The sequence below is a fragment of the Pseudoalteromonas sp. SWXJ133 genome (genome assembly GCF_015864365.1).
GTDB lineage: Bacteria > Pseudomonadota > Gammaproteobacteria > Enterobacterales > Alteromonadaceae > Pseudoalteromonas > Pseudoalteromonas arctica.
This window is the reverse complement of sequence record NZ_JADYXJ010000026.1, coordinates 51,321-74,189: the sequence shown is the minus strand read 5'-3', so window position 1 is coordinate 74,189 and position 22,869 is coordinate 51,321. Positions and strand designations below refer to the sequence as shown.

Below are 22,869 nucleotides of genomic sequence, written 5' to 3'. Positions count from 1 at the left end.
ATATTACCGGAGAAAAGAAAGCGAAAAGCTTATCCGCGAACGGTGCTCGCAAAGACACAAAAATATCCAGTTAGGTATAAACGAAAAAACACCACTCGTTCTTAAACGAGTGGTGTTAGCCTACTTTGCGGGGTTTTTGTCATTAAACTGACATTTATAATCGTTATGTTATTGCCATAAACTTGAAATATAAATAAGAGATAGCTAAATGAAAAAAGCGTTATTAATAATTGCTACACTTGTAAGTACAAGTAGCTTTGCCTCGCAATGTGATATTGATGCCAAGCATTTAAAAGCCGATTATAAAATTACCAACAGCCATAAAGCGCAGCAAAATAGCGAGTCACTTACCCTTTGGCGAAACAATCAGCAAGTAGCGCATCAAAGTGAAGTAATAACCGAGCTTTGGCAGCACTTAGCCAATAATCAAATACGACCAATACGTTACTTTAACGCCCAGCAACGCGGTATTGAATACCAACCATCTGAGGTACGCGGCGTACAAAATTGGAGTGCTAAAAGTCAGCTGGTGGATAACCACCTAATCGAAAAAATGACCTTAGTAAGCACACAAGGCAAAGGCTGTGATGAAGTAAAAAACTATACACTGAGCGAAAATGGCAACGACTTTAACCTCGCCTTTTTTACGCATTCAAAATTAGTTAAAACATTTAGTATTAGTAATAAAAAAAGCCAAACAACTACCTTACTTAGCCTTAATAATGTAAACACTGATGAGCCATTAATTGCCGCTCAATTTGCACAGTGGGATCGTTTTCAAACCACCGATTACGCCGACATTGGCGATAACGAAGGCGACCCGTTTTTAGCTAAAATGATAAACCTTGGTTTTATTGAGCACAGCGCAACAGGTTTTTATAACCAGCAGGGCGAGGCTATTCAAGGCGGGCACCACCACTAGGTTTTGGAGCTTTTAAATGCTGTAGCTTATAGCTGGAAGAATGACAGTTATGAGCTACAAATAGGTATTTAAAAAGTAGATTAATTTAAGCCATTTCCACCCAAGTAATACAACAAACACTTTTCCATTTTATAAAACACACCATCAGCCGCATAAGATTTATAGTTGGTAATAATTTACACTATTTGATATTAATAGAAGTTCACACAATAGGGACATTTTGTGAAGATAAGGAAATGTCCTCAGATAAAGTTGTAAGGCCCTATGCAAATACTTGGTATTGGCTGAAACTCAAGGAGGTTACATGATTGGATCGATTTGGAGTAAGTGGGATTTACACATTCATTCTCCATACACCCATCAAGCTAATGAATATGGATCATCTACTATAGATGAGTTTGTTGATAAGATAATATCTTCAGAACTTAGCCTAACAGGAATTACTAACTATTTTTTCTTTAAAGATAACGAACTAGAGGAAATTAGAGATAAATTTCAAGAAAAAGGTATTGAGCATACAGTCTTAGGCAATCTAGAATTTCGTATTGATCAGCAAAACAAAGATGGTGAGTGGATCAACGTTCATTGTATATTTTCGGAAAATATAACTACTCAACGAATAAATACCATTTTATCTACTCTCCCTATCTCTAACACAACTGCTGATGGCAAGCATATCTATTGTTCCCAACAATCTCTTACCGATTCACAAACTAAAACATCTGAAGCTGTTGTAAAGTTTGATTCATTGATAGCTCACCTAAATAATAATTTAAAGTTCGGGATCGATTTTTTAATAGCAGCTTGTCCAAATGGATATGGTGGCTTTAGACCTGATATGAAAGAAGGTAGATCACTAGCTGTTGCACTAGAAATAGAGAAAAGGTGCCAAATTATTTTAGGTCGGCCTCAAGATAGAAATTTTTTCCTGAATAACGAAAGGTACCCATCTGCGAAGCAAAAGCCGGTTTTTTATGCTTCAGATGCTCACAAACTTGAATATATTGGCACAATGTATTCTTGGGTCAAAGCAAAACCAACCTTTGAAGGCTTAAGGCAAGCTATTATTGAACCCGACCTCAGGGTTCAGCAAACGAATGACTTTGTGGAAAAAACATACAGTAAGCCATGGTTTAAATCAGTTAAGTTAGGTGGAAAAATTTTTTCTGGTGAGGATATAAGTTTTTTTAACCAAACAATCCCATTAAATCCGAACCTAGTCACGATTGTGGGTGGGAGGGGGACTGGCAAAAGCCTTTTTCTAGATGCAATGCACTCAAGATTTAACCATCAATCTCAGCACTCAAATGCGCGGAGGGTTAGCGGTGAAAGCCTTAGTGTTGAACTAGACCAAGGTGATGGGACGGTATTAAAATTCGATTCTTCTGCAAATACGTACTCTTATTTACATGTTTCTCAAGGAGATGTTCAACATTTCAGTCAAAAGCCTGATGATCTGAGTGGCGAGATAAAAAGAATGTTAGGAATCCATGGTATAGAGTTTGATTCTGTTACCAGTTCTGAAATATCAAACAATCTGAGTAAATATCGTACGTTCGTTGAGTATTGGGAAGATGTTGATTCTCAAAGCCAGCGTATTAATACGCAACAATATCAACAAAGTGTTATTGATAGTAATGTTCAGTTAATTGGCACGCTTACTAACCCTCAAAATAAGTTGTTAATTGAACGATATCAAAATAACTCAAAGAGTATTAACGAAAAAAACAACTTCATTGATGAAGCAAGGAGTACGCTAGCTCTTTTGTGTCGCCATGCTTTAGAAATAAACCAAAGAATTACGTTGTTAAATGCCAATCATTGCTCAGTAAATAAGTCGCCATTGATTGATGAAGCTTTGGTCAAAGACCCCATTAGTAAAAATATAGATATATGTAAGAGTGAAATTCAAACATTAATCGAATCAAATAATGAAATTGCTATTCAGTTTAGACAGCAAGGTATCAATCAGGATATATCATCTTTGCTAAGCAAAGTTACTGAGTTTCAAAAGTCTATTGATCAGGCATCATCGAAATTAGATGAGATAAATCAAAAGACAATAGAGTATCAAGCGTTTGTTAGGGAGCGTGGAGAGCTTGCTTTAAAATACAAAGAGTACATTGATTGTCAAAAAAACAACATCAACCAGGCCTTTGAAAAGCTTAAAATTCAACAGCCAGGCTGGAATTTTGAGCAAAATGAATTGGTTCAGGAAATTCTTTTAGATATACATATTAATGGTAACGTCGTATTCAATGTGCAGCATTTTTACAGTGGGATGGAAGAATGCTTAAATCGTGGAAAATTTAGAAGTACAAGTGATAAATCTACTTTTGATCGGTTGCAAGAAACATTTTGCGTAAGATCAATAGATGACTTCTTCAAGCTATTGTCTGGTGAAAAAATCATTAATTGTGATGGTGTTCCAACGAGTATAGAAGAGTTCTTTTGGAAACCAGAGTTCTTTAATAAAGGAGGGCGATTTGAATTATTAAATTATCTCTATTCACCTACAAATATTAAAAGGTATCTATATGCAAATGCAGACTTCCAGTACAAGGGAAAGACTGTAAATAAGCTCTCTGTTGGCCAACGAGGCACATTTTATGTTTGTTTAAAATTGGCAACTGATCCATTCGGTAGCCCATTTGTATTTGATCAGCCTGAAGATGATCTAGACAATGAATTTATTATGTCACAGCTAGTTCCTTTATTTAGAAAAATAAAGAAATACCGACAAGTCATCATTGTTACACACAATGCGAATTTGGTCGTAAATACCGATGCAGAACAAATAATTATCGCTGACAATCAAGGTGAGAGTATCCGTTATACTTCAGGTTCTGTTGAAGATGGTAATGTTAAGGAAAACGTAGGTATAAGAGCAGAGATTTGTAATATTTTGGAAGGTGGTAGCTATGCTTTCGAGAAGAGAGAGCGTAAGTATGGTATCCAAAAGTAGGTTTAACAAGTCACTACACTTGAAAGCTTGATTTGCTTCACTCCTCCGAACTCCGGTGAGTGAAGCGTCAATACCCGCTAAGACAACAGATACTAATTACTACTCCAAATGAGGATCATCAGGCTTTTTAGGTTTACTCGCTACTTCTGTTAAGCCGTCTTCGCAATCACCGCTGTCGCAGGTATTTAAATCGCTTTGTGCTTGTTTATCTTGTTGCAGCACTTGCTTTAAATCTTCCATGCGTTGGCGCACGGCTACGCCGTAGCTGGCGTCGTCTCCCCATAATGCAGCCAGTTGCAGTACTGCAGCGCGGTCGTGGTCTCTAAATAGCTTACCGGCGCGCTCTGCATCTTGCTTAGTGTTACCTAATAGCTCGAGTGCTTCTACGGCAAGGTTAATAGCTGAGTCGACTGTTTCGCGGTTAAACGCATCTACTTTTAAATTAAGTAACTGATACGCATGGCGGCGGTCGATTGCGCGAGCAACAATTTTTAACTGCGGGTAGTTTTTATGCGCGAGCTTAATTATCTCAATGGTTTTATCGGGGTTATCAATTGCAATTACTAGCATTTGCGCGGTGTGTGCGCCTGCGGCTTCAAGGAGTTCTTGGCGTGCGGCATCGCCATAAAATACGGTGTTGCCAAAACGGCGTAGTAATTCTATTTGGCTAGGGCTGTGATCAAGTACAGTAATTTCGTAGCCTTGCGCGTGCAGTAAACGCCCCATAATTTGGCCAAAACGTCCGTAGCCCGCAATAATTACGTGCTTAGCGGTGCTAATTTGCTCTGGCTTATCAAACTCAGGCAGAGCACTGCTGCTGCGTTTTTGTATTTGCTCATAAACCATAAGTAATAACGGCGCTATTAGCATTGATACCGCCACAACTAAGGTAACAAGGCTGGTTTGCTCGGGCGTTAAAATACTTAAGGTGGTGGTTACGCTTAAAAGTACAAAGGCAAACTCACCCCCTTGGGCAAGCGCTAGGGCAAATAATAACTGCTGTTTACTGTTAATTTTAAAGGTAACGGCAAGGGCAAATAAAATGCAGGCTTTAACCACAATGAGTAAAACCACTAAGGCAATAACAGTACTAAACTCATTAAATAGCAGTTCAAAGTTAATTGATGCGCCAACAGTTATAAAAAATAACCCTAAAAGTAAGCCTTTAAAGGGTTCTATATCGGCTTCTAATTCGTGTCTAAATTCGCTTTCGGCAAGTACAACGCCTGCTAAAAAAGTCCCCAGCGCAGGCGATAAACCAATACTTTGCATAACCAGCGCAATAGCGACCACTAAAAACAGTGCAAAAATAGTAAATATTTCACGCATGTGTGTTTGGGCAATGTATCTAAATAATGGCGCCGATACATATTTACCGCCGGCAATAATAGCGGCAATAACCGCAACCGATACACATACTTGTTGCCATACAGGCCAGCTTGCAATAATCGAGTCGCTGATTTCTTTTGTGCTAGTTTGCGGGGCAAATGCAAGCAGTGGCAATAGGGCTAAAATAGGAATAATGGCGATGTCTTGAAACAGCAATACCGAAAATGCGTTTTGTCCGGCTTCTTGCTTTAGCCAGCCTTTTTCTTCAAGGCTTTGCAGTACAATAGCGGTAGAGGAGAGCGCCAGCATTAAACCAATGGCGAGTGCGGTTTGCCAATGCATGGCAAAAAACCAATAACAAAATGCAAATATAGCCGCTGCCGATAGCACAACCTGTAAGCCGCCAAGCCCTAAAATAGAGTGGCGTAATGTCCATAAACGCGAAGGTTGTAGTTCAAGGCCCACTAAAAACAGCATCATTACTACGCCAAATTCAGCGAAGTGCATTACATCGGTTTGATCGCCCACAACACCCAGCGCATAAGGGCCAATGAGTATTCCGGCAATTAAATAACCTAACACAGAGCCAAGTCCGACTCGTTTTGCAATAGGGACAGCTACAATGGCTGCTGCTAAGTAAATTAAAGCTATTTCTAACACGCGTTTATCCTAAGTCATTCTATTTATGCTCAAGGTATTTGAGCATAAATAGAATGACTTAGGTTCTTATAAAATACAATGATTCATGTGGCTGAAAATGCTAAATTAGTCAGCTACTCTTACTGAACCGCTAATATTATCGATACTTACATCGCCCGAGCCTGACTCAGTAATAGTGAGTCCTTTGGCGTGATTAACACGAATGTCGCCCGAACCGTCTTCAATAGTAACGCTTGAGCCAATATGCTCAATAAGCATGTCGCCAGAGTTATCATCAACATTAACAGCTCCGTTTATATGGCTTATTACTATATCACCCGAGCCATCTTCAACGTTTAGCGAACCGTTTACATTACTTACGTGCATTTCGCCTGAACCATCTTCAATAATTGCATTGCCGCTTACATTATTTATATGAATGCTGCCAGAGCCGTCGGTTAGTTCTACATTACCTGCGATGTTTTCAAGGTTTACTTCGCCTGAACCATCGTCAATAGTTAGGTTTTTAGCACCGCTTATAGTTAAGTCCCCCGAGCCGTCTTTTACATTCATATTGCTTTGCATTGCACTTATAACAATGTCGCCAGAGCCATCATCAATATCTAAATTAAGATTACTTGGTACGGTAACAACTAAATCAATATGTGGTGATTGACCACTGTAAAAGCTAATACCATTACGACTTTTATTTTGAGCAACAAGCTTTGCCTGTTTACCGTCTTGCTCTAGTGTTAGCTCGTACTCATCTTCAATATCGGCTGTGTAAATAGTGGCATCAACACGAATGCTGGTGGCTGTTTGTGAGCCTTTTATTTCAAGGTTGCCTGCGCCACTTAAAACATTTAAATACTCAAGATTGTTGCTAGGCAATGTGAGCTGTTGTGTTTGTTTTACAGACGCCACGCTTGGCGATATGTGAAACACACAACCACTTAATAATAAAATACCGCTAATTAGCGAAAGTGGTTTTGTAATGCTTAATTGTGTTGATGAGCTCATGTTTAGTCCTTTGGTATTTATTGTTTGTATTTATATAAACAATATAGAGCAAAAATGAGGCCGAAATGTAAGCTGTTGTTTTATATAGGGTGGTGGTTTTTTATGAAAGTTGAAATACTAATAAGTGGTTAAAATAACTAATTATTAATATAAAAGGATGCGCGATGCATCCTTTTATAATTGCTCTGCTTTTATTAGGGAACTAATTAAAAGCTGTAAGTAATATTACCGTATAAAAAACGCCCGTCTAATCCGTAAGGCGCATACGGTGTGTACGGGAATATTTGGCCAAAGTCAGAGTAACCAATGTTATCCACGGTGGCTTGTGGGTACTGATCGAACAAGTTGTTTGCACCAACGGCAAATTTCCAATATTCGTCTGGACGGTATGCCACTTCTAGGTCGGTGATCCACTTAGGGTCAAGGTATTCATCGCGATCGGCTGTAGTTGATATATCAGCGACTTCACCATAGCGTGTGGCACGAAGCGTTGTTTGCCATTCGTTAAAGTTCCACACTGCTGATAGGTTCCATTTGCTATCTGGCGTGCCTTCTTCAAAGCGACCTACTTCACGACGCGCAAACACTACGTAGTCGTCACCTAGTGAGTTAAGCTGTGCTGGGTTGTCGTTTACGTGCGTTACTTCGGTATCGTTAAAGTTAGCTGCTACGTTTAAACGTAAATCACCTAAGTTGTCTAAATCTAAGTTATAAGTGGCAACTATATCTACACCTTGCGTGCGTGAGTCGATAGCGTTGGTAAAGTAACGTACGCTTTCGGTATTTAGCTCACCGGCATTTTGTAGTATTTCAACAACTGCATCGCCTTCTAAGTTTTCAGACAATACAATACGGTCATCAATATCAATACGGTACGCATCAACAGTTAAGCTAAAGCTGCCTTGAGTGTAAATAAAGCCCGCAGTAACGTTTACTGACTCTTCTGCATCTAGCGGCTGTGCACCTAGCGCTTGCGCTGCTGCAGAATCGGTTGGGAATAGACCAACTTCAAATGGTTGGTTGTTTTCAAGTACGGTTGATATTTGGCGGTACGAGCTTTGCGCTAAAGATGGCGCACGAAAACCTGTACTAATTGCACCGCGCAGCGATAGGTTTTCAGTAATGCTGTAACGCGAAGCAAGCTTAGAAGTAAATGTGTCACCAAAGTCGCTGTAATCTTCATAACGACCTGCTAAAACTACGTTCCATTTTTCTGTTAAGTAGGTATCAAACTCAACAAATAAAGCGATGTTATGACGGCTTTCGTCAGTCGCACTTTCTGGTCCAAAACCAGCAAGTACTTGCGCGCCACCGGCTGCAATTGGGTTACCATCGCTATCAAGTGCGGTGATGTAAGACGCTTCTTCGCCTTCTTCTATTTTGTAGCTTTCGTGGCGGTATTCAGTACCTACGGTAAAAAATACGTCATCAGGTAAGCCTAAATCGAGAGTGGTATTGGCAGTTGCGTTTACTAAAAACTGATCGTAAACCAGTGCACCGTTATCAAATTCAGTTGGGCTGTCGGCACCTAGTGATGTGTTAATACTATTTACAACACCGAAACCAAAGTCGTTACGGCCGTAGTTGGTACTTACATCCCATGTCCAGTCGTTAGTTTCGCCTTGTAAGCCCAGTGCAAATGAGTAGTCTTGTACGTCTGTTTCAATTTGCGGCAAAAAGCCATCTGGGTACACTTCTAAAACGTTACGGCTGTCTTTTGCTCGGCGGTAAAAACCACCTGAATTACCTTCACGCTTTGAGTAGCTACCAAATGAATAAAGGTTTAAGCCGTTATCTAAATCGTAACCCATGTTGTAAAACAACGCGTAATCTTCAAGGTCGGCTTTACCAAAACGGTGATTGTAACGATCGATAGTAAATTCGCGTGGGTCTAGGCTGCCATCATCAAGGCGACTGTATTGTTCGCGAGGGTCAAAACCTGAGCGCTGAGTTGAGTCGTTATCACGGTATTCAATTGATACGTTTACAAAACCGTTATCAGATAACGCAAAACCAGAGTTTGCACTAACAGTGCGTGTTGCACCGTCGTTTACTTCTCTGTCGCCACCGGTATTAAAGGCTAAGTCGCCGTTTGCATCTGCGTAGGTGCTGTCTAGCTGAGATACACCAGCCATTTGAGTATCGTATTTACCGTACGTTACGCTTACGCTACCGCCTTCTGAGGCATCTTTAAGTACAATGTTAATTACCCCAGCAATTGCATCAGAACCGTACTGTGCGGCTGCGCCGTCACGTAGTACTTCAACACGTTTAATTGCAGAGGTTGGGATCATGTTCAAATCAACAGCTGTAGAGCCTCGGCCAACAACGCCCGCTAAGTTTAATAGCGCACCAGCGTGGCGGCGCTTACCGTTTATAAGTACTAGTGTGTGATCGGGTGCTAATCCACGTAAAACAGCTGGTTTTGCATGGTCAGTACCATCACCCATAGTGGCACTTGGGTAGTTAAAGCTAGGTACTTGGTTTGCTAGTATTTGGCTTATTTCTAGCTGACCGGTACTTTGCATATCACCGCTGGTAATAATATCTACAGGTACGGTGCTTTCGGCAATACTGCGTAGGCTTCTGCGAGTACCGGTAACCGAAATTACTTCGATATTTTTTTCTGCTTGATTATCTTGCTCTGCGGCAACGGCCATAGAGTAAGGTGTGCTAAGTGCAGTAGTAACGGCCAAGCTAAGTGCGAGTTTATTTGCAGATAAACGCTTAAAAGTCATTAATTGTTCCCCAAGAGCTGCTAGTCGAAAAGGAGCGCATCATATAGAAGCGACTACCCTAGTGCAAAGATAAAAACTATCTAAGATATTCTAAGTTGTTAACACGTGAAGCTGGGGCGTGTTGCCTTGGTGATTGAATTTGCAGCAGTATGTTTGGCTTTTAGGCAAGGCAGAGCCTATGTAGTGTGGTTACTCCCCATAAATAGGCGATAACGCAGCATAAATGCCAAACATGCGCTGCCCTTTGGATTCTTTCTAGGAACGATTAACTCTTTGTTACTCAGTTTTTACTTAGCCCACTAGGTTACAAACCTCGCGCCGCGATTAAATCGCTCCTAAATTGAACAAATTTCAATCCACAAAGGCCAACACGCCCCAGTGTCTACGCGCGATATAGGCGTTTGGATCGTTGTAGTTGCAATCTTGTGTCGAATGGTTGCGAATTCAAGGGAATTTTAGATAAAAGTTAGTAAGACGTAAAAAGGCCAAGCAAATGCTTGGCCTTTCAATTTTTTAAATTTAGTGATTTAAATTATTCAGGGGCAACTTCAAGCGTTGTAAATAATGCATAACGTCCTGCATCTACGCCTTCTTCATTTACGGTAACCTTGTTAGAGGTTTCGATTAGGTATAGGCCTGGTTCTTTCCACGTAATTGTAAACATACCTTCTTTATCGGTCGTTACTTTTACTTCGCCACGGTCGTTACGGTAGCGTGTGTCGCCTTTTAAAATACTTACTTCAATGCCTTCACCAGCAGATTTACCATCTTGTAAAAGCTGAAACTTAGCGCTTTCACCTACAAATAAATCGTTTGGATGCGTTGGGCCACTAAGCTCTAAGCCTAAGCCTAACTGTGCAGGCTTTGAGGTGCCATTTCGGCTTACAAATGTATCTACCGTTGAAACAACCTTCGTTGTAGTTACATCTTTTGCATTGCTAGGTAACTTAGCGTCTGTTTTTTTACCAAATACGCGCTTGCGCTTACCTTCTTCGTTTTTATAGAAGGTCATGTACATTGGCTTTTGGGTCATTGCAATGTGGTAAGTGCCTTGCTCTGTTAAGTTTACCGCAGCTGAGCTTTTACGTTTTAAGTAATAAGCACGGATCGTTTCAGATACTGGCTCACCATTAGGCGCAAGTGCCATTAATAACGTATCGTCGTACTCGGCGCCTTTTTCTTTAGGTTTAAAGGCTTTGTCTGGTGCAAAAATTTCGTTTGAAATGCTTGCGTCAATCATTACGTAATGCGCTTTATCGCCTGATAAAGATGTATGCGAAGGTAGTAACCAACGTCCGTGTGCACTCGCTGAAGTTGACACTAAAGCAGATAAGCTCAATGCGCCGATTAATGTAGTTTTTAATAAATTAATTTTCATTGTATTTCCTTAAATTTAAATGATTAAGTAGCAGCTACTTAGTGCTTACAGTGACGAAACTTTGTGAAAACTCGTTTTTACCATCAATTGTAATTTTTCCCGACTTTGTTAAATCAAGCTCAACACGGGTGTAGTCTCTGCCGCCTTCTTCGCGTACAACTTCAATATTAAGTAAGTATTTACCTGGTTTTACTGGGTTACCGTCTAAATCATTACCTTGCCAATTTATAGTGTAAGTACCCGCGCGCTTTGTTGCGCCGCTAATGCCGTCAAAGTTGGCATCGCTTTTACCGGCTTTACGCCACCATTGGCGTAAGTCTTTAAACCATTCTGCTTTTTGTACCCAAAGTGCAAGCGTTGTAACGTGTTTGCGCTCTGGTGTTTCAAGCCAAACTGCAACGTATGGGCGGTGATACGGTTGTACTTCTAAGTCTGGAAGCGTTAATTCAACCTCTAGCTGTGGTGTTTGTGCATGCGCTGTTGTTTGAAAAAACGCAGCTACAAGCAGTAATGCGGCGCTTATAAATAATTTAAATTTAACCATTAAGACACTCCTTTTATTTGTGGAACCCAACATAAATAAATAACCAGTGGAGTTGCGACTCCTAGTAAGGTTATCCATATTCCTGCTAAGCGTTTTTTTCTATTTTGAAACAAAATAATCATGCCGGTGATGGCAAATAAAATCATTAGTACGGCAGATATATCAATCACCCAACTCCATACTTCACCACTGTGGCGGCCTTTATGTAAGTCGCCAATAAGGCTTAAAAAGCCTCCTGTTTGGTAATCTAGGTTTAACTCGCCGGTTGTAAAGTCGAGCTCTGCGTAGGCAAATCCTGCAGGCAGTGGGTAGTCGAGCATTACTAGCGCGTCTTCTTTTTCCCACTCAATGCTTTTTACTTTTGTAAGTGCATATTGCTCAGCTAAGTAAGCTTCTATTTCTGGGTAAAGCGTTGGCAGCGTATTTAGCTGTTCATTTGCTTTAGTAACTAGCTCTACTGGAATTGTTGCAGTTACTTGACCGTTATTTTTATCATTTTTAAGCCAATCAACGTGATTAAGCACAATGCCGCTAACGCAAAATAAAATAAGCAAAAAAAACAAAGCTGTAGAAATATAAATATGTAGAGCTCGGCTTGTACTATACAAAGCCCGCTTATTAATAAACGACATAAAAACAGTAAATAAATTAAATTTACAACATGATAATGATTTGCATTAGCTATTACAAATTTACTTACTTATCTTTACATAAAAACTTTAAAACAAAGGTGGTATGCAGGTAAAAAATGAATATTTAATGCTTAGGAGGGCTGGAGGGTCTTAAAATAAGGTAAATCATTACCGATACTTCTATTACTGCAACGAGATAAATAACCCAAATAGGGGCGGCTGAGTACAGTAAAAATATAAATCCAATTAACATGCCAATGGCGGCGTAGCATTTGGCTTTAACAGGCACTACTTTATGAGCTTGCCACTGCTGCAGAGTTACACCGTAACGAGGGTGGTTTAACAGCCATTGTTCAAGCGCGGGTGATGAGCGAGTAAAGCAGGTGAGCGCTAAAATAAAAAATATAGTGGTAGGCATGACCGGTAACACAATGCCAATAATACCCAAGGCTACAAGTATTAAGCCAAGCGCTTTAAACCATAAGTTTTTATAACAAATAAACACTGCTTTTATATTCACTTAGGCTCTTTTTAGGCGTGTTATGGTATCTCTAATTGTAGGCTAAATAGCTATTAATTCGAAGCTTAAAATCAATAAAAAAGGGCAAACTAAGTTTGCCCTTTTAAAAATAAATGCGGTTAACAGTTTAGAAGTAGTAACCAATATTTATGTTGAAGCGACGTTCTGTATCGCCATCACCAATAATTGTTCCGCCAATAAATGGCTGGTTACGTGCTTGAATAAAGTCGAAGTAACTAAAGAAACCACCTGCAGCAACACTCATACCTGTTACGTTCATCCATGTATCTGCGCTGTCGTCAGACTTGTCATAAATAATGCCGTAATCGTTGTAAAATTGAATGTCGGTAACTGGGCCCCAATCAAGCGAGTAATTATAAGCAACGTTAAAGTTAGTCATAGTTGCTTCGCTAGATACAGTATCGTAATAATTATATGCGCCAACAACAAAGCGGTCGTTACTGTCGTCTAGGTCGTAGTCGTATTCACCGTGTTGAAATTGGATATTCCAGTTGTTAATTGTGCTATCAACATGAAGTGCCCATGCACCGTAGTTACCTGCACGGTCGTTACCGTCATGTAAGCCACCACTTAATAGTGATACACCCACATCGGTAGTTACGTTTTTGCTGTGCTCAATTTGATACGTCGCACGCCCGGCAAACGTATTGTATTCACCAATATTGTTACCTTCAGTAATCCCAGCTTCAGAATCATAAGTACCACTTCCAACTATATCGTAAGAGTAACGCTTGCTTTTATCGGAACCACCGTCTACTCCACCTAGCTCATCATTTTTGAAAAAGCCTAGGTCTAGCTTCCAGTTATCTTTAAGTTTACGTTTTACTACTACACCTAAATCAAAGTCGTCTTCTAGGCCTACGTAATAGTTAGTACTGAAAAAGTAGCTGTGTGAGTTATATGGGCCATTACCAAAAGGCACGGGTGCAATACCTGCTTGTCCTTCCCAGCCATCTGCAAACTCGTAACCTAAGTAAGCATATTTAACAACGGTCATATAATCGTAAAAACGTACTTCACCGTTCAGTGAAATATCGTTAATTTCACCAGATACATTTATACGGAAAATATCAAAATCAAAATCGCCACCGCGATCTTGGGTATCTTCATCGTATGTGTTGGTGCTGTAATTAAAGCGTATTGCTCCACCAACTTTAATGCCTTCATCTTTTTTCTCAGGTTCAGCTGCGGCAACTTCAACTACTTTTTGATCAGATTTTTTACTGATGTTTGCAACTTGTTGTTCGTGCTGCTTATTAATTTGCTGTTGTTTTGTTTTTTCATCAGCTAACTTATTTTCAAGCAATTGCATTTGTTGCTTTAGCTGTTTAAGTTGGCTTTGTAGTGTGTCTAGATCATCAGACGCATAAGAAGTGCTTGTAACACCACCTAGGACTAGTGCTAGTGTTAATTTTGAGAGTTTAGTCATAATAGCCGCTCTGCTTGTGATTAAAAAATAAAAAATTCAAGACGTCAGAAAACGCCTTACGTTTAGAGTAAGTACAAAACTATGTGTTTTTTTTATTGTTTATTCTTTAGGAGCTTGAGTAAGTGCACCAACTTCTAGAAGGGGCGATGCATCTAATTTATCTGCATCCATCATCGCGGCTACACGCTGCATTGATGAGAGTAAAAGGCTCTGTTCCCACTCAGCAAGCGCAGAAAACTTTTCAATAAAGTGTTCTTGCAATGGCTGAGGTGCTTTATCAAGTAACTCTTTTCCTTTCTCGGTGAGGTATAAGCTCACTCTGCGTTTATCCATTTGACTGCGTACGCGTGTTACTAAGTTTCTGCTTTCTATTCTGTCGAGAATATTGGTGACCGTTGCTGGGCTTAAATTTACGTTTTGAGCAATACGGCTCGCCGTTATTCCATCGGTTTTTTTAACTTCTTGCATTATAAGCAATTGTGGGCCAGTTAAACCCGAAGTTTTATTTAGCTGCTTAGAATGTAAGTCAATCGCGCGGATCACTTTACGTAAAGAAACCAATAACTCGTCATATTTTTGCATTTGCTTATCTCATCGATGGGGCGGTAGTTTGCCGTAATCGCGAAATGTTACACATCAAATAAATTGAATTCAAACAATATATTGCACATTAGGCCGCTTTTGTTGGTTTTTAATAGTTAGAGCAGTAACTAATGTAAAATTATATTGTTTAAATTATAGTAAATTTTCTTAGCATCTTGTATGCATTAAGTTGCGCACAGTACGTATGTTGTGAATAATTGGCAAGTCTTATTGTATAGACTTTAGTATTATTCATTTACAGCTGTTATTACAAAGTAATTGTTTGTGAGTTTACTGTGTATGTATTAATCGGCAATGAACAAATTCAGCAATCAATATTTAATATCAATAGCGTATACTTTAAGCATGCATTATTGTTTCTGCACAAATATTAAAAATCTTTAGTATCAGTATTATAGGGGAAGGTATGAAATTATCGCCATCAGTTAGCATTGAGCAAAGCGAATCCGGTCTTGAGTTTATTAAAATAGCTAGCTCAAAGTGCGACGCAAAAATATTTTTGCAAGGTGGGCAAATTACCGAGTTTATCCCTAAAAATAATAAGCCACTTATTTGGGTTTCACAAGACGAAACTTATCAAGAAGGGGCAAGTATTCGAGGTGGTATTCCTATTTGTTGGCCGTGGTTTGGTACACACGCTAATGATGGCTGGCCTGCCCATGGTTTTGCTCGCACAAGCGTTTGGCAAGCTGATGAAGTACACGAATCTGATGAGCAAATTACAGTTAGTTTAAAGCTACCCATGAAGCTTGTTAATACAACGTATTGGCCACATCAGTCAGCATTAAAAGTTGAGTTTGTATTAAGCGATAAATTACAGGTTCGCTTAACTACCACTAACTTAGGAAGTGTGCCATTTAGCTTTACTCAAGCGCTGCATACCTATTTTCCTACATCAGACATTACAAATACCCATGTAGATGGTTTGCAAGGCGCGCAATATATTGAGTTTAGTGAAGGACCATTTGTACAAAATGATGTTGTAAGCTTTAATCGCGAAACCGATATGGTTTATACACAAGCAAATACAATGCAAACTATTAATACACCAGAAGGTGTTATTAATGTGAGCCGCGAAAACTCAAGTTCGTGTGTACTGTGGAACCCATGGATAGAAAAATCAAAACGCTTATCTAACTTTGCTGATGATGAATATAAAACAATGCTCTGCTTAGAGGCTGCTAATGTACTGACAGATAAAGTAACGCTTGAGCCAAAACAAAGTCACACCTTAATAACCACCATTAGTTGGTAAGCTAGCCATAATTAAAAGCAGGAATAGGGACAAATAGTGTTTAACAATCAACAAATAATGGATTTACCAAAGCATAGTGATATTAGCTTTAAGCCATTGGCTGATAGAGCCTTATTACATACACAGCTTAGCTCGCTTCTGTTTTATATACCGCTAATTGGAGCGCTTATTGCTGTTTGTTATTTTAATGAAGCCTTTGCTAATAATGCGCAAACGTATTTGCTAATTGGTATGCCTATTTTGGTTGCCGTATCTATGGCGTACAACATGATAAGTGTGAGGTTACGAGGTTTTGCAGTGCGAAATCATGACATTGCTTTTAAAAAAGGCGTTATTTGGCAACAAGTGACGGTATTACCTTTAGCGCGTGTACAGCATATGGAAATACACCAAGGGCCAATAGAGCGAAAACTTAGCCTTGCGAGTATTAAATTATTTAGCGCTGGCGGTGTAAGTGCCGATTTACAAATTAGTGGGCTAACCCATGATGATTGTAAAAATATGCGCCAATTTGTACAAAACTACCGCCAAGACGACGCAACTACTCAGGCAGCTTTAGTCGATGAGTAATACAACTATCGAAGATAAAGCGAGCCCTATTTACTGGCAGAAAGTATCGCCCTGGGCACTTTTATACTTTGTTGTGCACTTTAGTGTGCGCTTTGTAAAAGATGGCCTTTTAAACTTACTGCCTATGCTTGTCGTGTTTGTTACTCAAGTAGAAAATAAGTTGTTTTGGGCGCAGGTTGCAGGTGGGATTGCGCTAATTTCGTTGCTTATTTACTCATTTTTATATTATTTAAATTTTAAGTTTTGTATTAGTAGCGACAACGAAATATTGCTTAACAAAGGTGTATTTAAAAAAGAGCGACTTACGCTTAAATTTGGCCGTGTGCAAAACGTTAATATTGCCGAGCCGTTTTATTTTACCCCCGTAAACTTAGTTAATTGTATTTTTGATGCTGCTGGCAGTGTGTCACAAGAAGTTGTTTTACCTGGCGTCACTAAAGATTACGCACAGCAAATGCGTAAACAAATATTTGATTTTAAAGCGCAGCAACAAGAAGAAGCACAAAATACTGAACAAAGCGAAACAGACATTATCGAAAACAGCCTAAGCATTAGCAATAAAGAAATAGCTAAATTTGGTTTAATGTCGAATATGGCTATTTTAGCAATCGCTGCTTTGGCCCCTTTTATAAACTTGATTATCGATTTTTTAGAGAAGCAAATTATTGCGAAAGTAGAAGGCTTTTACCAACAAGAGCTTGGTATGCTGGCAAGTGCTGCTACCTTTGCAATGATCACCTTAATTATTTTGTTAGTTTTGGTGGCTGTGATGCTATCGGTGGCTATGTCGCTTATTCGTTTTTATAACTTTGAGCTTTATTTTAAAGGTCAAAAGTTTAAACGTATTGCTGGCTTGTTAGAGCGCCATCAGCTTTCGATGAGCATGGATAAAGTACAGTCTATTGTTATTAAGCAAAACCTAATGGGGCGATTACTAAAGCGATTTACCGTTGAGTGCTTGCAAGCAAGTAGCGGCGGAATAGCAGCCGGTGTTGCGGCTAAAAAAAATAAACAAACTTTAGTATTACCTGTATTAAATAGCGAACAAGTTGATAGTGTATGCCAATGGATTTACCCGTGGTTTAATAGTAAAAAACTCGCTTTTAAGCGCGCAGAGCGAGCGCTTTTGTATAAAAATCTAGGCTTTTATTCATTGTTACCCAGTGCATTAGTGTTTGGCTTTTGTTTTATTGCTGATATTAATACTTTGATAAGCCTTGGTGTTTTGGTGGTGTTTTCTGGCTTGGTAACTTTGTCGTATCAGCGTTATGGTTATTACATGCATGAGGATAATGGTCGATTTTACATGGTTGTACGCAAAGGTATGATTGGCGTTCATTACCGTGTTTTTGAGCTTTATAAAGCGCAAAGTGCGCGCAGTATAAGTATGTACTTAATGAGGAAATCAGGCTTAAAAAGCCTGTATATACAACTTGCTTCAGGGTTTGCATTTATGCCCTACATAAAGCAGCAAGATGCTGACTTTATAATTGATTTTACAATTAAGCAGATTGAGTCAGATACTCGCAGCTGGATGTAATACCTCCTCATTAAAAATAACGCCACCAGAGGTTGAAGATGTCATAGTAAAGCTAAATGGTAGACGAGTAAAAACTTACAGAGTAAGACATCAGCCAAATCAATGGCTGAGTATATGCAAACTTATTTACGTTAGGCGGATTAAGCATTAAAGAAAGTATGCGATGGCTTTATTACAAGCAACATCAACTCGACGACACCGTATAAGCACAAATTTACGACATAAAATACTAGGTGAGTTTAGCTTTGGGTGGGGTCTGCAGGTGTTGTAAATGACTTAACGTTTAACAGGGGACTGTCGTGATTAGAAGGTGGCAGTTTTGAAGATAGAATACGAGCTTGGCAAAGCTTTTATTGTTTACTTTACAATTATTAAATTAATGATGATTTAAGCTAAGTTACTTCTCCACCTGTAAGGACGGTAACTTAGCCTAAAACCCTGATTGCTCTATAATCAATCGCTTACAGTGCAATGTCTACTTAAACGATTTTTTTGTGATTGTTTTTTACGTTTTCGGCGAGTAAACCATAAGTAAAAACCAGTACCTGCTAGCCACACTGGGCTTAAACCAATTACGCACCACAGTATTTTACTTATTAGCCCTGCAAAGTAGCCAAAATGAAGCTTTCTAAAGCTATCAATTACCTGCCAGCCAACGCCTACTTCGCGAATATCCCAGTTAGCTATGTGCTCGCCTGTTAGCTTGTTATAGCTAACCGTATTGGCATACTCACTAGCAAGTGGGTTGGCGGTATCGACTTCGCCGAACAAGGTAATGTTTTCGTCAGGCTCGAGTGGCATAACTAAAAACGTGCCGTTAAAAGTGGGTATTTGTTTTTTGCTGTCATCAAGTATGTGTTGAAACGAAATATCGCTACTGTGTAGGTTTTTGGTTAGTACAAAGTGCTCTTCCTCTGCGTGTTCAATAACTTCGTGATACCACACCGCCCAGTTAAAGTAGCCACCTGTGATAGCTAAAAGAATAATGATGGGAGATCCTATAACCCCCGTCATTTTATGAATGTCGCTAAGTACAATTTGCAGTGTTGAACGCCAGCGCACACTAAATAGACGCTGCCAAAATTTACGATAAATAATAAGCCCAGTAATACCTAATACCAATAAAAACAGGGCAAAAAAGAAGCCTAGTACAGTGCCTGTTTGCCCTGGCAGGTTTTTAAAGTCGTTCAGTAAAAAAGTGTAATGTAGTTCTAAAAACCAATCGGTAAAATAATGGCTGGTACCAACAGGTTCAGACAAAATGTCACCCGTATACTGGTTTAAATGAAACTTATACCATTGCTCTGTGCCGCGTTTGACTAAGTAAACCCGATCAGCTGTATCATCGTTAAAAATCTCCCAACTACCTACTACATATTCAGGGTAAGCATGCTCTGTTTTGGCAATTAACGTGTCGATTGGCATGCGCTCTGGCAGTGCATTTACAACAAAGTGGCTGCTTGGCATAAGTAAGCCATCTATTTCACTTTTAAAAACTAATACGCTCCCTGTAATACTAATAACAATCAATGGAATGATAGCTATTAGAGCGATCCAACTGTGAATTTTAAAAAGAGTTTTTCTCATAGGTAGTTTTATATACAGCAGTTAATGACTTGCGCATGATAACAACTATCATTTTTATTTAACAGTTTGGCGGTGAGGCTTTCTATTAAACCGGTAAACCGTGAACTTAATTCTACGGTTTTTGTATACCTAGCTTGCCAGTACCTAAAACAAGAATGTCTTATTTAGTTGAGTTAAATTTACGCGGCTCTACAATGCCGCGCTCATAGTAAAAGCCTTTTAAAACAAATGTTTATTAAATGTTTTTATTTTCGTTTTTAATTAACATTTATGTAACGAGCGAGGTTGCTTTGCCGTATTATTTGCCTATATTGTCTTCATTTATTTTGGTTTTTAGTTTTTTACCATTACTAAACAAAATTCGAAAAAATCGTAGTGTCTCAGGTTTATCACTATTGATGATGACGTTTGGGTTAGCACAAAGCCTTTATTTTATAACCTACAATATTTATTTTGAGCGTTTTTATATTGCGTTACCATTTATTGTAACCGGTGCGTTAAGCGGACTTATTTTGTATTTTTTTGCACGTTATAACGCAGCTAAACGAGAACGGGTACAGTTGTTTACTATGCTAGGTTTTTCGTTACTGCCTTTTTCACTACTTTTGAATTCAAGCCTCGATACTGCAACGGTATTAAGCGCTTTAACGTATGTTGGCCTTGTGATGAGTTCGGTACGTGTTATGCCACAAACTTATAAAACATTGCGTACGGGTAATGTAAGTAATTTAAGCGCGCGCTACTTTAGCTTGCAGTTTATTGCTGGTATTTGCGGCTTAGTTGTTGAGCTTACAACAGCGGCTCCAAGCACGGCGCACTTACTTATGTTTATTATGCTGTTGCTTACCAATGCTGTGCAATTTGGTTGTATGCAATATTATAGAATGCGGCCTGTAATGGCTTAAAGCCAAAATAAAAGTGCTAATTTAGTTTAGGTATGGCAGTTTTAAGCTATTAATCATTACAAAGTTTAAACAATGCAATTAGCTATTCATCAAATTGATGCGTTTACGAATGAGTTATTCAAAGGTAACTATGCGGCAGTGATCCCACTAGAATCGTGGTTAAGTGACGATTTAATGCTAAAGATTGGCGCTGAGAATAACGTATCTGAAACTGCTTTTACCTGCCTGCAAGACGATGGAAGTTTTGTTATTCGCTGGTTTTCGCCCTTAATGGAAATCGACTTTTGTGGTCACGCCACACTTGCGGCTGCCTATGTTTTATGTGAAGAGCATAATATATCGCAAATTCGCTTTATTGCTGATGCGGTGGGCGAGCTAATCGTTAATAAAAACGCTGATGGCAGCTTTGCAATGACCTTTCCAAAACAAGCACCGGTTGAAGTGCAAAATGTGCCTCAGCAACTGCTTGATGGCCTGTCTATACAACCGAGTAAAGTGCTTAAAAATCGCCAAGCCTACTTTGTTATTTATGAAAACGCCGATCAAATACTTGAATTAAAAACTAGCTCAGAGCTTTTAAAAACGCTTTATCCACTTGATGTAGTGGCCACTGCTGCAAGTGCTGAATATGATTTTATATCTCGTTATTTTTGGCCTGCAAGCGGTGGCGACGAAGATTATGCAACAGGCTCTATTCATACTGGCTTGGCACCTTACTGGGCGCAGCAATTGGGTAAAACTACGTTAAGCGCTTATCAGGCTTCAAGCAGAGGCGGGTATTTACTATGTGAAGTGGGTGATACAACCGTCACCTTAACGGGGCATGCTGTAAGGTATTTAAAAGGCACTATTTATATTTAATTAGGAACTTTATATTTGACAAGGAACAAGGTTTAATTATTCATTTCAAAATCATACCAACGGCTTGTTTTTTATTATTATACTAGTCGTTTTCTTAAGCTACTTCCTTTATTTTATCTATTAATATACGCATTTGTAACAGTTGCTTACAAATGTCACCTTAATGTTTCATATGGCTCTGGTATTATGACGTTAATAGAATTTTGGGGATAATAGGATATGCAAACAAATTCACTTAGATGGGTTTTTCCATTTGTAGCACTAGTTGTTGGTGTTGTTGGCTTTATGGGAATAAATGCCATTGCACAAGAGCCAGAAAAAAAAGAAGTTATTGATACTCGTCCAACAGTGCAAGTTGAGCCAGTGGCTGCAAACGATCATCAAGTTATTATTAATAGCTACGGTGAAGTAAAGCCTCTTGAAAGTACACAGCTTTCGGCGCAGGTGTCGGGTGAAGTGTTAAGTTGGCATCCTAATTTTGTAGCCGGCGGCATCGTTGCTCGCGGTGAAACGTTATTCACTATCGAAAAAGACAACTACGAAGCAGCAGTACTTGTTGCAGAGGCAGAAATTGCTCGTGCACAAGCAGGCTTAATTGAAGAGCAGGCCCAAGCTCAAGTAGCCGCAGATGAAGCAAAGCGTTTTCCAAGTAAAGCGCGTACCGACTTATTTTTACGTAAGCCTCAAGTGTTAAGTGCGCAGGCATCTGTAAAGTCGGCGCAAGCTGCATTAAAACGTGCACAACGTGACTTAGATAATTGTGAAGTAACAGCCCCTTACGATGCATTGGTTATTAGCCGAAATGTAGGTGTTGGCCAATATGTCACTATGGGTTCGCAAGTTGCTGAACTAAATAATATTGAAACTGCTGAAGTGATTATTCCTATCGCAGGATTCGACAGCGTTTTTTTACCAGAGCGTATTAAAGGTATTACTGCAACGATTATTCAAAAAGGACTAAACAGCTTTACCCGTGAAGGCGTGATTGACCGCGACCTAGGGATTGTTGATAACGCTACGCGTATGAGTAGTTTAGTGGTGCGTATTGAAGACCCATACGGCTTAAAAACAAAACAGCCTATCATCAAGTTTGGTAGTTACGTACAGGTAAATTTTGCAGGAGCAATGCTTAATAACATTTACCGTTTACCGCAAGCTTTAGTAAATAACCAAACTGTGTGGGTAGTGAACGAGAACCAAGAGCTAGAGCCACGCAAAGTAACTGTTATTCGTGAAGAAGGTGAGTATTTTTACATTAGTGATGGTTTGCAAGCAGATGATAAGTTGGTGATTACTTTGCCAGAATATCCGCAAAAAGGCATGGCTGTAAAAATTGCGGGCCTTCAAAATACTAAAAATACAGAGGCACTTGAAAATGCTTCCACTGAAAAATTATAAAGGTAGGCTGAGT

At 39.3% G+C, this 22,869-nt stretch carries 18 protein-coding genes; 8 read left to right on the top strand and 10 right to left on the bottom strand.

Annotated elements, in window-relative coordinates; all coding sequences use genetic code 11:
• Positions 1–208: 208 nt before the first annotated feature.
• Both I6F40_RS16695 and I6F40_RS16690 read left to right on the top strand, forming a co-directional pair.
• Entirely contained in the window at positions 209–922 is a 714-nt protein-coding gene (locus I6F40_RS16695; RefSeq protein WP_197193220.1) for a hypothetical protein, read from the top strand.
• 304 nt (positions 923–1,226) lie between these two features.
• Positions 1,227–3,887 (top strand): TrlF family AAA-like ATPase, encoded by a 2,661-nt coding sequence (locus tag I6F40_RS16690; RefSeq protein ID WP_197176452.1) that lies wholly within the window; start codon positions 1,227–1,229, stop codon positions 3,885–3,887.
• A 99-nt stretch (positions 3,888–3,986) separates the two neighbouring features.
• On the opposite strand, the gene I6F40_RS16685 is transcribed toward I6F40_RS16690, so the two are convergent.
• From I6F40_RS16685 to I6F40_RS16645, 9 genes are all read right to left on the bottom strand, one after another.
• Complete coding sequence (locus tag I6F40_RS16685) at positions 3,987–5,876, bottom strand: monovalent cation:proton antiporter-2 (CPA2) family protein (protein ID WP_197193219.1); 1,890 nt, start codon at positions 5,874–5,876, stop codon at positions 3,987–3,989.
• Positions 5,877–5,981: 105 nt separating this feature from the next.
• Positions 5,982–6,875 carry a hypothetical protein gene (locus I6F40_RS16680; protein ID WP_197193218.1) on the bottom strand — a complete coding sequence of 298 codons (894 nt, stop codon included), beginning with the start codon at positions 6,873–6,875 and terminating at the stop codon, positions 5,982–5,984.
• A 206-nt stretch (positions 6,876–7,081) separates the two neighbouring features.
• Positions 7,082–9,613 (bottom strand): TonB-dependent receptor plug domain-containing protein, encoded by a 2,532-nt coding sequence (locus tag I6F40_RS16675; RefSeq protein ID WP_197103153.1) that lies wholly within the window; start codon positions 9,611–9,613, stop codon positions 7,082–7,084.
• Positions 9,614–10,145: 532 nt separating this feature from the next.
• Complete coding sequence (locus tag I6F40_RS16670) at positions 10,146–10,991, bottom strand: DUF4198 domain-containing protein (RefSeq protein ID WP_166377929.1); 846 nt, start codon at positions 10,989–10,991, stop codon at positions 10,146–10,148.
• A 34-nt stretch (positions 10,992–11,025) separates the two neighbouring features.
• On the bottom strand, positions 11,026–11,535 hold the full coding sequence (locus tag I6F40_RS16665; RefSeq protein WP_010554527.1) for a DUF2271 domain-containing protein: 510 nt from the start codon (positions 11,533–11,535) through the stop codon (positions 11,026–11,028).
• Positions 11,535–12,167: a PepSY-associated TM helix domain-containing protein gene (locus I6F40_RS16660; RefSeq protein ID WP_101163838.1), complete on the bottom strand. Its 633-nt coding sequence runs from the start codon at positions 12,165–12,167 to the stop codon at positions 11,535–11,537. Before I6F40_RS16660 ends, I6F40_RS16665 begins: the two co-directional genes overlap by 1 nt.
• A 124-nt stretch (positions 12,168–12,291) precedes the next feature.
• Positions 12,292–12,687, bottom strand: coding sequence for a YbaN family protein (locus tag I6F40_RS16655; protein WP_007580453.1), 396 nt, complete (start codon positions 12,685–12,687; stop codon positions 12,292–12,294).
• Positions 12,688–12,814: 127 nt separating this feature from the next.
• A complete protein-coding gene (locus I6F40_RS16650; RefSeq protein ID WP_166377927.1) occupies positions 12,815–14,137 on the bottom strand; it encodes a carbohydrate porin in 1,323 nt (440 codons plus the stop codon).
• A 99-nt stretch (positions 14,138–14,236) separates the two neighbouring features.
• Positions 14,237–14,719, bottom strand: coding sequence for a MarR family winged helix-turn-helix transcriptional regulator (locus I6F40_RS16645; protein ID WP_010554531.1), 483 nt, complete (start codon positions 14,717–14,719; stop codon positions 14,237–14,239).
• A 427-nt stretch (positions 14,720–15,146) separates the two neighbouring features.
• Between I6F40_RS16645 and I6F40_RS16640 the strand changes: the two genes are divergently transcribed.
• From I6F40_RS16640 to I6F40_RS16630, 3 genes are read left to right on the top strand one after another with little or no spacing between them, the layout of a single operon-like run.
• Positions 15,147–15,995, top strand: a complete 849-nt coding sequence (locus I6F40_RS16640; protein WP_166377925.1) for a D-hexose-6-phosphate mutarotase — start codon at positions 15,147–15,149, stop codon at positions 15,993–15,995.
• Positions 15,996–16,031: 36 nt separating this feature from the next.
• Positions 16,032–16,565 (top strand): PH domain-containing protein, encoded by a 534-nt coding sequence (locus I6F40_RS16635; protein ID WP_166377923.1) that lies wholly within the window; start codon positions 16,032–16,034, stop codon positions 16,563–16,565.
• Positions 16,558–18,105 (top strand): PH domain-containing protein, encoded by a 1,548-nt coding sequence (locus I6F40_RS16630; protein WP_197193217.1) that lies wholly within the window; start codon positions 16,558–16,560, stop codon positions 18,103–18,105. The genes I6F40_RS16635 and I6F40_RS16630 overlap by 8 nt, the downstream gene beginning before the upstream one ends.
• Before the next feature lie 453 nt (positions 18,106–18,558).
• On the opposite strand, the gene I6F40_RS16625 is transcribed toward I6F40_RS16630, so the two are convergent.
• On the bottom strand, positions 18,559–19,692 hold the full coding sequence (locus I6F40_RS16625) for a PepSY-associated TM helix domain-containing protein (RefSeq protein ID WP_166377919.1): 1,134 nt from the start codon (positions 19,690–19,692) through the stop codon (positions 18,559–18,561).
• Positions 19,693–19,982: 290 nt separating this feature from the next.
• Between I6F40_RS16625 and I6F40_RS16620 the strand changes: the two genes are divergently transcribed.
• The 3 genes from I6F40_RS16620 (at position 19,983) to I6F40_RS16610 (ending at position 22,856) form a co-directional block, all read left to right on the top strand.
• Positions 19,983–20,597, top strand: a complete 615-nt coding sequence (locus tag I6F40_RS16620; RefSeq protein ID WP_166377947.1) for a PQ-loop repeat-containing protein — start codon at positions 19,983–19,985, stop codon at positions 20,595–20,597.
• Positions 20,598–20,669: 72 nt separating this feature from the next.
• Entirely contained in the window at positions 20,670–21,458 is a 789-nt protein-coding gene (locus I6F40_RS16615; RefSeq protein WP_166377917.1) for a PhzF family phenazine biosynthesis protein, read from the top strand.
• A gap of 219 nt (positions 21,459–21,677) precedes the next feature.
• Positions 21,678–22,856, top strand: a complete 1,179-nt coding sequence (locus I6F40_RS16610; protein ID WP_166377915.1) for an efflux RND transporter periplasmic adaptor subunit — start codon at positions 21,678–21,680, stop codon at positions 22,854–22,856.
• Positions 22,857–22,869 lie beyond the last annotated feature (13 nt).